General features: G+C 69.8%; 16 protein-coding genes and 1 riboswitch. Of the genes, 8 read left to right on the forward strand and 8 right to left on the reverse strand.

Features of this window, described 5'->3' with window-relative positions; translation table 11 throughout:
• The first annotated feature begins 62 nt into the window (after positions 1 to 62).
• The 6 genes from A5771_RS09810 (at position 63) to A5771_RS09835 (ending at position 7,272) form a co-directional block, all read left to right on the forward strand.
• Entirely contained in the window at positions 63 to 4,196 is a 4,134-nt protein-coding gene (locus A5771_RS09810; protein ID WP_428844399.1) for an HAD-IC family P-type ATPase, read from the forward strand.
• A gap of 19 nt (positions 4,197 to 4,215) precedes the next feature.
• Positions 4,216 to 4,620, forward strand: a complete 405-nt coding sequence (locus A5771_RS09815) for a nuclear transport factor 2 family protein (RefSeq protein WP_064855028.1) — start codon at positions 4,216 to 4,218, stop codon at positions 4,618 to 4,620.
• Between the two features lie 12 nt (positions 4,621 to 4,632).
• The gene (locus A5771_RS09820; RefSeq protein ID WP_064855029.1) at positions 4,633 to 5,103 is read left to right on the forward strand and encodes a fluoride efflux transporter FluC; all 471 of its coding nucleotides are present in this window, start codon (positions 4,633 to 4,635) and stop codon (positions 5,101 to 5,103) included.
• Positions 5,100 to 5,450: a DUF190 domain-containing protein gene (locus A5771_RS09825; RefSeq protein ID WP_064855030.1), complete on the forward strand. Its 351-nt coding sequence runs from the start codon at positions 5,100 to 5,102 to the stop codon at positions 5,448 to 5,450. Before A5771_RS09820 ends, A5771_RS09825 begins: the two co-directional genes overlap by 4 nt.
• Positions 5,447 to 5,815 (forward strand): fluoride efflux transporter FluC, encoded by a 369-nt coding sequence (locus A5771_RS09830; RefSeq protein WP_064855031.1) that lies wholly within the window; start codon positions 5,447 to 5,449, stop codon positions 5,813 to 5,815. The genes A5771_RS09825 and A5771_RS09830 overlap by 4 nt, the downstream gene beginning before the upstream one ends.
• Positions 5,816 to 5,907: 92 nt before the next feature.
• A riboswitch (Fluoride riboswitch) is annotated at positions 5,908 to 5,969 on the reverse strand.
• A gap of 91 nt (positions 5,970 to 6,060) precedes the next feature.
• Positions 6,061 to 7,272 carry an acyl-CoA dehydrogenase family protein gene (locus tag A5771_RS09835; protein WP_064855044.1) on the forward strand — a complete coding sequence of 404 codons (1,212 nt, stop codon included), beginning with the start codon at positions 6,061 to 6,063 and terminating at the stop codon, positions 7,270 to 7,272.
• Positions 7,273 to 7,285: 13 nt separating this feature from the next.
• On the opposite strand, the gene A5771_RS09840 is transcribed toward A5771_RS09835, so the two are convergent.
• The 5 genes from A5771_RS09840 to A5771_RS09855 all read right to left on the reverse strand — a co-directional run bounded on the left by A5771_RS09840 (position 7,286) and on the right by A5771_RS09855 (position 9,346).
• Positions 7,286 to 7,807: a pyridoxamine 5'-phosphate oxidase family protein gene (locus tag A5771_RS09840; protein WP_064855032.1), complete on the reverse strand. Its 522-nt coding sequence runs from the start codon at positions 7,805 to 7,807 to the stop codon at positions 7,286 to 7,288.
• Between the two features lie 9 nt (positions 7,808 to 7,816).
• Positions 7,817 to 8,557: an SDR family NAD(P)-dependent oxidoreductase gene (locus A5771_RS09845; RefSeq protein WP_064855033.1), complete on the reverse strand. Its 741-nt coding sequence runs from the start codon at positions 8,555 to 8,557 to the stop codon at positions 7,817 to 7,819.
• A 24-nt stretch (positions 8,558 to 8,581) separates the two neighbouring features.
• Complete coding sequence (locus A5771_RS24310) at positions 8,582 to 8,713, reverse strand: hypothetical protein (RefSeq protein ID WP_267887466.1); 132 nt, start codon at positions 8,711 to 8,713, stop codon at positions 8,582 to 8,584.
• A 78-nt stretch (positions 8,714 to 8,791) separates the two neighbouring features.
• On the reverse strand, positions 8,792 to 9,058 hold the full coding sequence (locus A5771_RS09850) for a hypothetical protein (protein ID WP_064855034.1): 267 nt from the start codon (positions 9,056 to 9,058) through the stop codon (positions 8,792 to 8,794).
• A 3-nt stretch (positions 9,059 to 9,061) separates the two neighbouring features.
• The gene (locus A5771_RS09855) at positions 9,062 to 9,346 is read right to left on the reverse strand and encodes a hypothetical protein (RefSeq protein WP_064855035.1); all 285 of its coding nucleotides are present in this window, start codon (positions 9,344 to 9,346) and stop codon (positions 9,062 to 9,064) included.
• Between the two features lie 197 nt (positions 9,347 to 9,543).
• On the opposite strand from A5771_RS09855, the gene A5771_RS09860 reads away from it, so the two are divergent.
• Positions 9,544 to 9,972 carry an SRPBCC family protein gene (locus A5771_RS09860; protein WP_064855036.1) on the forward strand — a complete coding sequence of 143 codons (429 nt, stop codon included), beginning with the start codon at positions 9,544 to 9,546 and terminating at the stop codon, positions 9,970 to 9,972.
• A 117-nt stretch (positions 9,973 to 10,089) separates the two neighbouring features.
• Entirely contained in the window at positions 10,090 to 11,010 is a 921-nt protein-coding gene (locus A5771_RS09865; RefSeq protein ID WP_064855037.1) for an acyl-ACP desaturase, read from the forward strand.
• 3 nt (positions 11,011 to 11,013) lie between these two features.
• On the opposite strand, the gene A5771_RS09870 is transcribed toward A5771_RS09865, so the two are convergent.
• Genes A5771_RS09870 through A5771_RS09880 form a run of 3 tightly spaced genes read right to left on the reverse strand, consistent with a single transcriptional unit; the run spans position 11,014 to position 14,125 of the window.
• Complete coding sequence (locus A5771_RS09870; RefSeq protein ID WP_064855038.1) at positions 11,014 to 12,249, reverse strand: Nramp family divalent metal transporter; 1,236 nt, start codon at positions 12,247 to 12,249, stop codon at positions 11,014 to 11,016.
• Entirely contained in the window at positions 12,249 to 13,325 is a 1,077-nt protein-coding gene (locus A5771_RS09875; protein WP_064855039.1) for an NAD(P)H-dependent amine dehydrogenase family protein, read from the reverse strand. Before A5771_RS09875 ends, A5771_RS09870 begins: the two co-directional genes overlap by 1 nt.
• An 8-nt stretch (positions 13,326 to 13,333) precedes the next feature.
• On the reverse strand, positions 13,334 to 14,125 hold the full coding sequence (locus A5771_RS09880) for an SDR family oxidoreductase (protein WP_064855040.1): 792 nt from the start codon (positions 14,123 to 14,125) through the stop codon (positions 13,334 to 13,336).
• Positions 14,126 to 14,396: the final 271 nt, after the last annotated feature.

Genomic DNA, 14,396 nt, shown 5'->3' on the forward strand with positions numbered 1-14,396 from the left:
TGATCCGGACCTCGTCACTGCTCCGCCCGGTCGCCCTGGGACTTCAGGCGACTTCCGTCCTCGTGGACGCGACGGTCCGCGAAGCCGGCCGGCTGTTGTCCGGCGAGACGGCGACGCTGACCCGACGCTGCTGGCGGGGCCCGGACCGCGCATGGATCGAGGTGCGCGGGCTGGCCGGCGCCGGCGGGGCAGAACTCGGGCGCGAGGTGATCGCCGCGCTCGGCGCCCAGCCGGGCGTGGTGTCGGCACGGCTGAACCTCCCGTTGTCGCGGGTGGTGGTGGACTTGGGAGTGGAACTCGAAGGCGACACGCTTTCGCTCAACGACCTGTGCCGCCTGATCGACGACGCCGAACGCACCCATCGCGGTGCTGCGCCCCCGGCTGCCTCCCCACCACACGCCTTGCCCGGCGACGGGCTGCTGCTGGCCGCCCGGGGGGTGATGGTCGGCGTCAACGCCGCCGGGCTGGCGATCGCGCTGGCCGGCTGGGCGCTGCGGCTACCGCAGGCACCGGTCGCCGTCGACGCCGCAGCTGCGCTGGCGAACTATCAACCGTGGCTGCGCCGCAACCTTGCCGAGCGGATCGGCGCGGGGCCGGCCGGCACGGTGCTGTCATTGATCTCGGTGGGCTCGCGGATCGCCACCCTGTCGCCGGCCACGCTGGCAGTGGATCTGGCGCTGCAGGGCATCAAAGCCGCCGAATGCCACGCCGGGGCGCAGGCCTGGAGCCGCCACGAGCCGTATCTGGCCGAGCACGCCGCGCAGGCCGAGGTCCATCTGCCGTCGCGCCCGGTTCCGCTGCCGGAGGGGACCGCCGACCGCCACGGCAACCGGATGGCGATCGTGCAGCTGGTCGGCGCCGGCCTGGCGGGCGTTTTCTCCCGCAGCTTCAACGTGGCCGCGACGGCGGCGGTGGTCGCCGGCCCAAAAGCGCTGCGCACCACCACCGAATCGTTCGCGGCGACCCTGAGCCGGGCGTTGGTCGAACAGCACGCGGCGCTGCCGTTGCGCCCGGACGGCCTGCGTCGGCTCGACCAGGTCGACGCCGTGCTCATCGATCCCCGGCTGCTCTGCAGCGGCACCGTGCGCCACCCGCTGGCGACGGCCCTGCTCGCCGAGGCGCGGGCATCCGGGGCGGAGCTGATCACGCTCGACATTCCCGACCTGGGCGAGCTGCGGCCGGCGTTCGACGACGTGGAGCCGGTCGGCGACGGGGGGTTCGACGAGGCACTCGCCGCGGCATTGGCCGGCCTGCAGCAGGCCGGCCGCACCGTTGCGGTGCTGTCCTCGGGCGGCGCGCAAGCCCTCGCCTCGGCCGATGTCGGCGTGGGCATCCTGCCCGATTCCAGCGCCGCCGCACCGCCGTTCGCCGCCGATCTGCTGGTGGCGGATCTGGCCGGCGCGTGGCGGGTGCTGCATGCGCTGCCGGCGGCGCGTGCGGCCACCCAGCGCGGCATCTCGTTGTCCAACGGCGCTACCGCGCTCGGTGCGGTGCTCATGGTCCCCGGAGTCCGGGGCGGAAGAGGCCCGGGGCCGGTCACCGCGGGGGCGGCCGCCGGACTGGTTTCGGGATACCTGTTGGCCCGCGGCGTGGCCCGCACGCCCGCTCCTCGACCCGCGCAAACCCATGAGTGGCATGCGATGTCGATCGACGAGGTCCGCGACATCCTGCCGGCTCCCCAGCTCGCCGGGGCCGGTGACGAACTCGCCGCGCAGCCGCCCCACCTGGCTTGGCAATTCGTCAAGGCGGTGCGTGCCGAGCTGTCGGATCCGCTGATGCCGGTGCTGGCCCTGTCCTCGGCGGCCACCGCCATGCTCGGCTCACCGGTCGACGCCCTGATGGTCAGCACGGTGCTGATCGGCAACTGCATGCTCGCCGCCGCCCAACAGCTGCAGGCCGAGAACCGGCTGAACAAGCTTCTGGCGCAACAGACCCCGCCCGCCCGCACCGTCACCCTCGACGAGACCAAGACCTACGGTGAGATCGACGCGGACCGGTTGCTGCCCGGCACCCTGATCGAGGTCCGCAGCAACGAGGTCGTGCCCGCCGACGCCCGCCTGATCGAGGCCACCGACCTCGAGGTCGACGAATCCTCCCTCACCGGTGAGTCGCTGTCGGTGGACAAGCAGACCGCGGCGACACCGGGCGCCGAACTCGCCGATCGGCGGTGCATGCTCTACGCGGGTACGACGGTCATCGCGGGCACCGCGCTCGCCGTGGTCACCGCCGTCGGCGCCGACACCCAGGCGTGCCGCGCCGCCGAACTGGCCTCCGGCGAGCTTCCCGTGGTGGGCCTGCAGCACCAGCTCAGCCGGCTCATGAGCCGCGCCTTCCCCGCCAGTGCGGCCGGCGGGCTGATGGTGGGGGTGCTGGGAATGCTGCGCGGCGGCGGCCTTCGCCTGGCACTGGGCAACGCGATCGCGGTCGCCGTCGCCGCGGTGCCCGAGGGGATGCCGTTGATGGCGACCCTGGCCCAGCACGCGTCGGCGCAACGCCTGACGGGTACCGGTGCGCTGGTGCGCATTCCGCGCTCGGTGGAGGCACTCGGTCGCGTCGAGGTGGTCTGCTTCGACAAGACCGGGACGCTGAGCGAGAACCGGCTTCGGGTCACCGCGGTGCACCCGGTGTCGGGGCACGCGCGCGACGACGTGCTGCGTTGGGCGGCCAACGCCGCACCGGCCGCCGAGGGCGCCCAGCACGCCCACGCCACCGATCAGGCCGTCATCGAAGCGGCCGCCGGCCTCGCCGGCCCACGGTGGTCCCTCCCGGACGCGCACCTGCCGTTCCGGTCCGGCCGGGCCTTCTCGGCGTCGGTGTCGGGCGCAGAACTGGTGGTCAAGGGCGCCCCGGAGGTGGTGCTGGCCGCCTGCACGGGTCTTGGCCCGGATGCCGGCGACCCGGTCGCCGTACTGGCCGCCGGTGGGCTGCGGGTGCTCGCGGTGGCCCGGCGCCGGCTCACCGCCGCACAGCTGCGGGCCTTGCGCGACGATCCCGACGCCCTCACCGAACTGTGCCGGAGCGGGTTGACCCTGACCGGGTTTCTGGGCATCTCCGACACCCCGCGCGCCGGGGCGCCGCAACTGCTCGCCGAGCTGGCCGGGCGCGGCATGAGTATTCGACTGATCACCGGTGATCACCCTGTCACCGCCACCGCGATCGCCGCGGAACTGCGAATGCCGGTCGCCGCCGATCAGGTCATCACCGGATCAGAATGGAATGCGTTGTCGCGCAAGGAGCAGGAACGCGCGGTGGCCGACCGGGTGATCTTCGCCCGGATGTCCCCGGAGAACAAGGTGCAGGTCGTGCAGACCCTCGAACGCAGTGGGCGGGTCTGCGCCATGGTCGGCGACGGCGCCAACGACGCGGCGGCGATCCGGGCCGCCAGCGTGGGACTCGGCGTCGTCGCCCGCGGTAGCGACTCGGCGCACGCCACCGCCGACATCGTGTTGACCGACGGCCGCATCGGTGCGCTGGTGGACGCCATCGACGAGGGTCGCCGGTTGTGGCGGGGCGTGCAGCTGGCGGTTACCGGCCTGCTCGGCGGCAACGTCGGTGAGGTGATTTTCGGTGTGGTGGGCACCGCCCTGGCCGGCACCTCGCCGCTGAACAACCGGCAGCTGCTGCTGATGAACATGCTGACCGACGCGCTGCCGGCGACCGCCGTTGCGGTGAGCACTCCGGCCGGCCCGGCGGGCCGTGTGGTGCACGGCATCGACGAACGCAAGCTGATGCGTGCCGTCGCCGTCCGGGGGGCGATCACCGGTGCCGCGGCCAGTGCGGCCTGGGCGATGGCCTCGGTAACCGGACGCCGGCAGCGCGCCGCGACCGTCGCGCTGATCACGCTGGTCTCCACCGAACTGGCGCAGACGCTGGTCGATTCGCACGCCCCATTGGTGTGGCTCACCGCCGCGGGTTCGTTCGCGGCGTTCGCTGGGGCGATCAGCATCCCCGGTGTCAGCCAGCTGCTCGGCTGTGCTCCGGTGGGCCCGTTGGGCTGGGCACAGGCCCTGGGATCGACCGGCGCGGCGGTGCTGGCGATCGCGGTCGCGCCGCACCTGCTGCCCGCCGGGAAGCCCCGCCCGGACGCACCGGAGGGCGATACAGAACCGCCGACGGCAATTGTTGAAACGCTGCGACCAGCCCGGGAAGCGGTAGCACCGGATGTCGACGCGGCTAGGGTGTTTGCCACCGTATAAAACCCACCGGAGGCCTCGTATGCACCCTTTCCGGCAGGCCGTCGAGGCCCGCGACGCCGCGGCCATCGAGGCGCTGCTATCCGACGATGTCGTGTTCACCAGCCCGGTCGCCTTCACGCCTTATCCGGGTAAGCCGATCACCGCGGCGATCTTGCGCGCCGTGATGCGGGTCTTCGAGGACTTCCGCTACGTCCGCGAGATCGCCGATCCCGGCGGGCAAGACCATGCCCTGGTCTTCGAGGCCACGGTGGCCGGTAAGCGGCTCACCGGATGCGACTTCCTGCATCTCGACGCGGACGGCAAGATCGACGACCTGATGGTGATGGTGCGGCCGCTGTCGGCGGCAACCGCCCTGGCCGAGGCCATGGGGGCGCAATTCGAGCAGATCAAGCGCGAGGCCGCGGAGGACGCGGGTTCGGCCTAGACTTTCTGCGCGATGCCGACACCCGCATCCGATCTGACCGCCGGCCCTGAGCTGTTCGTTCGGCGCCGGCGGACCCATGCGGTGCGCGAGCAGGCGCCCGTGGTCTCGGCCGTCGCGCTCGGCGGCGCCATCGGGGCATGCGCTCGCTACGGCATCGAACTGGCCTGGCCCACCCCGTCCGGCGGTTTCCCTTGGGCCACCATGGTTGTCAACGTCAGCGGCTGTGCGCTGATGGGGGCGTTGATGGTGGCGATCACCGAACTGTGGGTCGGCCACCGGCTGTTGCGCCCGCTGCTGGGCACCGGCGTGCTGGGCGGCTACACGACGTTCTCCACGTTCGCCGGCGACGTCGACACCCTTGCTGCCGCCGGTCAACTGGCCACAGCGGTGCTCTATCTACTCACCACGCCGGTGCTGGTGCTGGTCACCACCTGGACCGCCGCGGCCCTCATCCGACGCCTGATCGTCAGGAGGACATCATGACCCAGCTGACCGGACCAGCCCTGCGGCTGACGGTGTTCGTCGGAGAAAGCGACACCTGGCATCGCAAGCCGCTTTTCAGTGAGATCGTGCACCGGGCGCGCCGCGCCGGTCTGGCCGGTGCCACGGTGTTCCGCGGCATCGAGGGCTACGGGGCGTCCTCGGCCATCCACACCACCCGGCTGCTGTCATTGTCGGAGGACCTCCCGGTCTCGGTCATCATCGTCGACACCGCCGAGCGGGTCCGCGCCTTCCTGTCGGAACTGGACGAATTGGTCACCGAGGGATTGATTCTCCTCGACGAGGTCGAGGTCGTCCGGCACGTCGGTCGAACCGCCGACGGCTCGTGAACTGGTTGCTGGTGATCGCCGGCGCCGCGGCGGGGGCGCCACTGCGGTACCTGACCGATCGATTCGTCCAGGCCCGGCACAACACCACGCTTGCGTGGGGGACGTTGGCCGCCAACGTGCTGGGCAGCCTGATCCTGGGGGCGCTCACCGGCGCGGTGAGTGCCGGCGACGAGCGAATACACCTGCTGGTCGGCACCGGCTTGTGCGGGGCACTGACCACCTATTCGACCTTCTCCTACGAGACGCTGCAGCTGGCCGGCGCCGGCGCCCGGCTCTACGCGGTGGCCAACCTGGTGCTCACGCTGATCTGCGGGCTGGGCGCCTACTACGCCGGAAACCTTGCCGCCCAAGCCATCTGGCCCTGAATCAGCCGGCGGCTGGTGGTCAATTCGCTGGAAAGCGCATCCCGGGGGCAACGCACCGAAATCCATCCGGCGCCGCCTTCCACCACGAATGAATCGGGTTAGAAGCTATTAGCCGGATTCGGCGGTTAAGGCGAGCCTCATCGCCTATCGGAACGCTACACCGGCGCCGCCGCGGTGGGGAGGTGGTGCCACAATCGAACCGGCTGTGTGCAATGGCCGCCGACCACCGATTCCCAGGAGAAACCATGTCGTTCTCGATAGAGCTCAGCGATGACGTGATCGAGGTGCGCGACTGGGTGCATCAGTTCGCCGCCGAGGTCGTCCGCCCGGCCGCCGCCGAATGGGACGAACGCGAAGAGACGCCGTGGCCGGTCATCGCCGAGGCGGCCAAAGTCGGCCTGTACTCACCCGAGCTGTTCGCCACCCAGGCCGCCGAACCGAGCGGGATCGGCATGCTGACGGTGTTCGAGGAGCTGTTCTGGGGTGATGCCGGCATCGCGCTGTCGATCCTGGGTACCGGTTTGGCGGCAGCCGCCCTGGCCGGCAACGGAACTCCCGAACAGCTGGGCCAGTGGCTGCCCGAGATGTTCGGCACCGCCGACGACCCCAAGGTCGGTGCGTTCTGCTCATCCGAACCGGACGCCGGCTCGGATGTCGGCGCGATCCGGACCCGCGCCCGCTACGACGAGGCCACCCGCGAATGGGTGCTCAACGGCACCAAGACCTGGGCCACCAACGGCGGCATCGCCAATGTGCACATCGTGGTCGCGTCGGTCTATCCCGAGCTCGGCTCGCGCGGCCAGGCCACGTTCGTCATCCCGCCCGGTACCGCCGGCCTGGCCCAGGGCCAGAAGTTCAAGAAGCACGGCATCCGGGCCTCGCACACCGCCGAGATCGTGCTGGACAACGTCCGCCTGCCCGAGGACATGATCCTGGGCGGTCGGGAGAAGTTCGAAGACCGCGTCGCCCGCGTCAAATCCGGTGCGTCTGCCGGCGGCCAAGCCGCGATGAAGACCTTTGAACGCACCCGCCCGACCGTCGGTGCGATGGCCGTCGGGGTGGCGCGAGCCGCCTACGAATACGCCCTCGAATACGCCTGCCAGCGTGAGCAGTTCGGCCGCAAGATCGGTGAGTTCCAAGCCGTCGCGTTCAAGCTCGCCGACATGAAAAGCCGCATCGACGCGGCACGGCTGATGGTCTGGCGGGCCGGCTGGATGGGACGCAACAACAAGGCCTTCGACAACGCCGAGGGCTCGATGGCCAAACTGTTCGCCAGCGAGACCGCGGTATATGTCACCGACGAGGCGATCCAGATCCTCGGCGGCAACGGCTACACCCGCGACTACCCGGTCGAGCGGATGCACCGCGACGCCAAGATCTTCACCATCTTCGAGGGCACCAGTGAGATCCAGCGGCTGGTCATTGCGCGGGCGTTGACGGGCCTGCCGCTGCGCTGAGCGCCCGGCGCAGTCAGGGCGCGGGAGCGGAGAAGACGAACCGGGTGCAGTCGGTGGGGAAGGCGAACCAGGCCAGGGCCCGTCGGGGGGCGATCATGCGCAACCCGCCGCCGTCGGGTCCCGCCCAGGCATCGGAGCCCGGAGCGTACTGCGGGTGGTATTTCTCAAACGCGGTCGCCAATCGGGCACCGAGGTCGTCCGGGTCCGCCGACGTCGCGGTGGAGACGCCCTCGACAATCACCACCTGCGTACCGCTTTCCAGCGTCAGGGTGCAAGCCGGGTTGTCCTGTAGGTTGCGGGCGTGCCGGGTGGTGGGCGCACCGTCGTAATAGAACCGGCCGTCGAGCCACACGCCCCACCGCGGTACGGAGTGCGGGGTGCCGTCCGGGCGCACCGTCGTCAACCAATAGTGCTGCGACGCAGTCAGTTGCTGTTCGACTTCCGGCCAGCTCAATAAGCCCTCGGTCGAAGTCGGCAACCCGTAACCCTCCGGCAGGGTGGGACGTGTCGCCGTGGGGCCCAGTGATGGTTCCATAGCCCTGCGCTACCCGGCCGTCTTCCCGTTGTCGGTCATATACACCGCGCCGTGCACCGCGGCCGCGGCGTCGCTGGCCAGAAAGGCGATCACCTGGGCGACGTCCTCGGGCGCGCTCATCCCGCGCGGCGAGGCCACCCGCATGATCAGGTTGACGTCGGCGCCTTCGGGCAGCTGAAAGTTCGTCACCTGCGGTGTCAGCATCCCGCCCGGACATACTGCGTTGACCCGCAGCTTCTCCGCGGTGAACTCGACGGCCATCGCGCGGGTGAGCCCGACCAGGCCGTGCTTGGCCGCGCAATAGCCGGCCGAGTACGCCTGGCCTTCCACCCCGGCGATCGAGGCGACGTTGACGATGTTGCCGGCGGTTTCCAGCAGGTGCGGCAGCGCCGCGCGGCACAGGAAGAACGGCCCGTTGAGGTTGACCGCCAGGTCGTGAGCCCACTCGTCGTCGGTGACGGCCAGGGTGTGGCGCATCTGGTGGGCGCCGGCGACGTTGACCAGAACATCGAGTCGGCCGAACTGCTCGACGCACTGCGCAACCGCCGCCGTGCAGGCCGCCGCCGTGCTGATGTCGGTGGGGGCGTACTGCCCGCCGGGCACGTCGGCGAACACCGTTGCCAGCCGTTCGGCGTCGCGGGCCACCCCGAACACCGATGCTCCGCGCCGGGCGAACAGCTGGGCCGTCGCCGCACCCAGGCCCGACGAAGCGCCGGTCACCAATACGACTTTGCCTGACAGATCGGTCATGGGCGTAACGGTATCCGCTGTCGCTCAGCGACTTGTGTGCCGGTGCAGCGAGGCACGCCCGAATGCGAGCACCATCCCGGGTGAGCCCAGGAGCAGTTGCAGGATCTGCAGCGGATGTCGGGCGGAGCGCACGTTCAAGAAGCTGTAGACATGCACGGCGCGCACCTTCGTATGCGCGTCGAACCGCCAGACTTCGATACCGCAACCGTCGCGCCGGCCATCCGGGCCGCCCCACTACTCGTTGACGATGGTGTCCTCGGTGGTGGCGGCCAATCCCTTGGACAGCCGGAACCGGCGCGCCTCGAACACCTCGCACGAGCGCGCCCACGCGGTGTGAATCGCCTGCACGCCAACCGATTCCTCGCGGGCACCGTCGGAGATCATCACCAGCCGCGCGTCGGTGGCATAGAGCTCATAGATCACCTCGGGCCGGTAATCGTTGGTGGTGTCCTGCACGAACTCGACGAACGCGGCGGCGTCGGCGGGCCACCGCGATGGCACCGGTCACCGGCGGGTCGACCGCGAGCGCACTGCCGCGACGCCCAGCCGAACTCCGGCCCGCAACAGCGCAAGCAGTCCGTGCGGCCGCAACGCGGCCGACACCAGCTGCGCCGAATCGCAATACAGAATGCGCCGCCGCACCCGCCCGAGCTCGTCGAGTTCGTAGCGGTCGACGGCCGGCCACGTCACAGTCCGGCCGCCGAACGTGCCGATGATCCGGAACTCGATGTAGGCGACACCGGCCTGGTCGCGGCTGCGGAAGCCATACTCGGCGAGCAGCGCGGACAACCTCCTGGCCGCCGCGCAGCAGCGAGAGATCGCCCTGACCGGTTTGGCGCCGTTCTGGCACGGGCCGCCGAAAGCGGAGGGGATCGTGGTGGGTTACGGCACGCCGGCCGAACCCGAATACCCCCGGGCGCTGGGCCATCTCGGCCAATTACTCGCCGATTCTGGGTAGCGTGCCGGTGAGCGAAAGGAGTGCGCCAATGCGCTACACCCGCACCGATCTCATCGCCGCCCCGCCCGGCGACGTGTGGGCGGTCCTGACCGACGTCGAGCACTGGCCGGATTGGACGGCGTCGATGCGCGAGATCACTCGCCTGGACTCCGGCCCGTTGCGCGTCGGGTCCACCGCGCGCGTCCGGCAACCCACCGGCCGGCCGATGGTCTGGACCGTCACCGAGCTGGCCGACGAGCGGTCCTTCACCTGGACAGCATCGGCGGCCGGGATCCGGTTCACCGGCTACCACAAGCTCACCGCTACCGAGTCCGGCGTCCGGGCGGTGCTGGCCTTCACGCTGACCGGTCCGATGGCCTGGCTGGCGCGGCTGCTCGCCGGCGGACGCATCCGGCGCTATGTCGATATGGAGGCCGACGGGCTCAAACGACAGGCCGAAAGCCGCACCTCGACCTAGCGGTTGCGTTTGACAGTGGCCGAGCTCCGTGTTTACCGTGGGAAGAACCTACGGTACCGTAGGTTTGGTCGGGGGACTAAGCGACTGCCCATATGCCGAAAACGGGATGGAGCAAACATGACTAACGTCCAGACAGCGCTGCTGCATGAGCTGGAGCCGATTGTCGAGCAAAACCTCAACCGCCACCTCAAGGCCGCCAAGCCGTGGCTGCCCCACGACTATGTGCCGTGGAGCAAGGGGCGCGACTTCGCCTTCCTCGGGGGCGAGGACTGGGTTCCCGAAGACTCGCCGCTGGACCCGGTCGCCAAGGCCGCGCTGCTGGTCAACCTGCTGACCGAGGACAACCTGCCGTCCTACCACCGCGAGATCGCCACCCGCTTCGGCCGGGACGGCGCCTGGGGTTCCTGGGTCGGGCAGTGGACCGCCGAGGAGGGCCGCCACAGCATCGCGCTGCGCGACTACCTCGTCGTCACCCGGGGCATCGACCCGGTGAACCTCGAAAACATGCGGATGCAGCACACCATCGCCGGATACGACTCCGGCGACAAGACTCCGCTGCAGGCGTTGGCCTACGTGTCGTTCCAGGAACTCGCCACCCGGGTGTCGCACCGCAACACCGGCAAGGCCTCGGGCTGCCCGATCGCCGACCAGCTGCTGGCCCGCGTCGCTCTGGACGAGAACCTGCACATGGTGTTCTACCGCAACCTGATGGACGCGGCCCTGGACATCGCGCCGGATGAGGCCATGTGCGCCATCCGCGACGAGGTGCTCGGCTTCTCGATGCCCGGCATGAACATGCCCGGCTTCGCCGAGAACGCCCTGCTGATCGCCAAGGCCGGCATCTACGACCTGCGCATCCACCACGACGACGTGGTGCAACCGGTGCTGCGGTTCTGGAAGGTCTTCGAGCGCGACGGCTTCGGCCCCGAGGGTGAGCAGGCCCGCGAACAGATCGACGGGTTCCTCAAGATGGTCGACGAGCGGGCCACGCACTACGAGGAGAAGGCCAAGGCGCGCGAGAGCGTCCTGAGTTCCTGACGCTCAGCCGGTTCCGGTCACGGTCAGGTAGATCAGCGCCGCGTTGAGCAGACCGATCACCACCGTGACGGTCCAGCCCAGTACCGAGGTCAGCCGCCGGTTGGCATCGGCGCCCATCAGCGCCCGGTCACCGGTCAGCCGGACCAGTGGCACCAGCGCGAACGGGATGCCGAACGAGAGCACCACCTGGGAGATCACCAGTGCCCGGGTGGGATCGGTCCCGATTGCTAGGATCGCCAGCGCCGGGATCAGCGTGATCAGCCGGCGCCACAGCAACGGCACCGACACCCGCAGCAGGCCCTGCATGATCATCGCGCCGGCGTAGGCGCCCACCGACGTCGAGGCCAGGCCGGAGGCCAACAGGCCGATCGCGAAGAACAGCGCGATGGTCGGCCCGAGCGCGTCGTGCACCGCGTGGTGCGCGCCCTCGATCGAGCCGGTGCCGTCCCGGCCGGACAGGTGTGCGGCCGCCACCACCAGCATGGCCAGGTTCACCGCGCCGGCCACCAGCATGGCCAGACCGACATCCCACCGGGTCACCCGCAACAGGCGTCGCCGCGCTCGGCCGGGTTCGGCCCGTCCGTGCCGGTCGCGGGCCAGGCCGGAGTGCAGATACACCGCGTGCGGCATGACGGTGGCGCCCAGGATTGCGGTCGTCAGCAGCACGCTCTCGGTGCCGTCGAAGCGCGGCAGCAGGCCCCCGGCGACGTCGGTCACCGGCGGCGGGTCGACCACCAAGCTGGCCAGGAAGCCGATCGCGATGATCGCCAGCAGCCCGGTGGCGACCTGCTCGAAGGCCCGCGGCCCGCGCCGGTCACCGACGACCAGCAGGGCCATCGACACCGCCCCGGTGATCAGCCCGCCCAGCATCAGCGGGAGGCCGAAGATCAGTTTCAGCGCGATGGCGCCGCCTACCACTTCGGCGAGATCGGTTGCCATGGCTACTAATTCGGCCTGCAGCCAATAGCCGATTCGGGTGGGTCGGCGGGTCGTCATGCCGACCGCCTCGGGCAGTGACAGCCCGGTCACCAGGCCCAGTTTGGCCGAGAGGTACTGCACCAGGCCGGCCATCACGTTCGCGGCGACGATCACCCAGACCAGCAGGTAGCCGAACGCCGCGCCGGCGCTGACGTTGGCCGCGACATTGCCCGGATCGACGTAGGCGATGGCCGCGACGAACGCAGGTCCGAGCAGATACCAGCCCGGCTTTCTCCGTACCGGTTCGCCCGTGCGCGTCATCAAGGACGAGCGTAGAGCCCCCGTCCGGTGACCAGCGGCAGATCCAGGGTGGTGCGGATGCCCGGTTCGGCGGCCACCACCGCGGGAATGGCGTTGACCACCCGCATCGCGGTGGCGACCAGCCCGGCGTGATTGTGGTCGCCGTTCGGGCTGGACAGGCACAGGTCCAGCGCATACGACGGTTCACCGGTCACCTCGACCCGGTAGGACCCGCCGGGCTGGGCCGGTTGCGGCCAGTCCGGGCACAGGTCGTCGCGCAACCGGGTGACGTGTTCGAGGACCACGGCAACCTGGCCGTCGAGCATGCCACGCACCTCGAAATGCAATGCCGCGGCGGTGCCTTCGGCGATGCGACCCGCCGAGATCTCAAAATCCTCGGGCGCCGGCTCGCGCTCGTAGATCTCCACCACCTCGTCGAGCTCGATGCCCAGTCCCGCCGCGAGCTGGCGCACCACCGAACCCCATGCCAGGCTCAGCACGCCGGGCTGCAGCAGCATCGGGATCTCGTCCATCGGCTTGCCGAACCCCATGACATCGAACATGACCGCGGCGCTGTCATAGGTGGCGTAGTCGACGATCTCCATGCAGCGGATCTGCTGGACGCTCTGGCAGGTGCCGGCCAACGCCAGCGGCAGGAGGTCGTTGGCGAAGCCCGGGTCGATGCCATTGACAAATAAGGTTGAACGGCCCTTTTGCGCCGCATCCTCCAACGGGGACAGCATCTCCGGCGGGAGCACCTGCCATGGGTACTGCAGGAACACCGCGCTGCTGCCGGCGATGTTGACACCGGCGTCCAGAATGCGCCGCATGTCTTCCAGCGCCTCGCCGAGCCGGTTGTCGGCCAGCGCGGTGTAGACCACGCACTGCGGCTTGGTGTCGAGGACCTGCTGGAGGTCGGTGGTCGCTGCGATGCCGGTCTGCGTGTCCAGACCGGCGAGTTCTCCGGCGTCTTTGCCGGCCTTGGCGTCCGAGGAGACCCACACGCCGGTCAGCTCGAATTCCGGGTTGGTGATCAGCGCTTTCAGCGCGTGCACGCCGACGTTGCCGGTGCCGATCTGGGCGACGCGAATGGCCATGGTGTCCTTTACAGGTCGGGGATGGGCAGATCAAGGTTCGGGAACGTGATGCCCCCGTCGACTTCGAGCACCTTGCCGGTGAGGTAACTGCCGGCGGGGGAGGCCAAATAGACTGCGGCCGCGGCGATGTCGTCCGGTTCGCCGAGCCGTCGCATCGGGGTCACCTTCTCCATCGGCGCGCGCAGCTCGTCGTTGGACGCCACCACGTCCAGCGCGGAGGTCAGGATCGACCCGGGTGCGATCCCGTTGACCCGGATACGGGGGCACAGATCCATGGCGGCCAGCCGGGTGTAGTGGGCCAGGGCGGCCTTGGCGGTGCCGTAGGCGGCGAATCCGCGCCCGGCCAGCCGCCCCATCGTCGAGGTGATGTTGATGATCGAGCCGCCGCCGGAGTGCTCCAACATCAGCGGCACCGCGGCGCTGGTCAAGGCGTGCGCGGTGACGACGTTGAAGGTCAACGCGTCCTTGAGATCTTTGGCCGAGGTGGTCAGCAGCATGTTGGGCATGGTGCCGCCGACGTTGTTGACGACGATGTCGAGCCTGCCGAAGGCGTCGACCGCCTCGGTGGCCAGCTTGGCCGTCTCCTCGGGGTGGGCCAGGTCGGCGACCACGATGTGGGCGCGACGACCGGCGCCTTCGATCTGTTCGGCGACGGTCTCTAGTTGGGATCGGGTGCGCGCGGCGATGACGACATCGGCGCCGGCTTCGGCGAAGGCGACCGCGATCGCCGCGCCCAGGCCCCGGCCGGCGCCGGTGACGACGGCGACCGAGTTGTCGAGTCGGAATTTGTCGAGGATCACGTAGGCACGCTAACAAGGATCGGCGGCGAGCTGAAGTGCTTTTCTGAAACACGTTCTAATTCGGGCGCGGGCCGCCCGGAGATCGGCTGCGCATGTCGCCCGATTCGGGTATTATCGAACGTATGTTCGATAATGGGTTGCCGGGGCCGGAGGCGTTGGAGGATGCCGACGACAACCTGCTGGTGGCGGCCATTGCCGGGTGGTCCCGGGTGGAGGCTGCGGCCTCGGCGCGCCGGTTGGCGGCGATCGGTGAGCTGGTGGCGCGTCGCAC

Origin of the sequence: Mycolicibacter sinensis (assembly GCF_001667375.1) — a bacterium.
Classification (GTDB): Bacteria; Actinomycetota; Actinomycetes; order Mycobacteriales; family Mycobacteriaceae; genus Mycobacterium; species Mycobacterium sinense_A.

What these genes read in the sequence shown, in the direction of transcription:
- A5771_RS09835 (WP_064855044.1), top strand. Translation starts at nt 6,061, where the DNA reads ATGTCGTTCTCGATAGAGCTCAGCGATGACGTGATCGAGGTGCGCGAC.
- A5771_RS09845 (WP_064855033.1), bottom strand. Translation starts at nt 8,557, where the DNA reads ATGACCGATCTGTCAGGCAAAGTCGTATTGGTGACCGGCGCTTCGTCG.
- A5771_RS09840 (WP_064855032.1), bottom strand. Translation starts at nt 7,807, where the DNA reads ATGGAACCATCACTGGGCCCCACGGCGACACGTCCCACCCTGCCGGAG.
- A5771_RS09860 (WP_064855036.1), top strand. Translation starts at nt 9,544, where the DNA reads ATGCGCTACACCCGCACCGATCTCATCGCCGCCCCGCCCGGCGACGTG.
- A5771_RS09875 (WP_064855039.1), bottom strand. Translation starts at nt 13,325, where the DNA reads ATGGCCATTCGCGTCGCCCAGATCGGCACCGGCAACGTCGGCGTGCAC.
- A5771_RS09825 (WP_064855030.1), top strand. Translation starts at nt 5,100, where the DNA reads ATGACCCAGCTGACCGGACCAGCCCTGCGGCTGACGGTGTTCGTCGGA.
- A5771_RS09820 (WP_064855029.1), top strand. Translation starts at nt 4,633, where the DNA reads ATGCCGACACCCGCATCCGATCTGACCGCCGGCCCTGAGCTGTTCGTT.
- A5771_RS09815 (WP_064855028.1), top strand. Translation starts at nt 4,216, where the DNA reads ATGCACCCTTTCCGGCAGGCCGTCGAGGCCCGCGACGCCGCGGCCATC.
- A5771_RS09870 (WP_064855038.1), bottom strand. Translation starts at nt 12,249, where the DNA reads ATGACGCGCACGGGCGAACCGGTACGGAGAAAGCCGGGCTGGTATCTG.
- A5771_RS09865 (WP_064855037.1), top strand. Translation starts at nt 10,090, where the DNA reads ATGACTAACGTCCAGACAGCGCTGCTGCATGAGCTGGAGCCGATTGTC.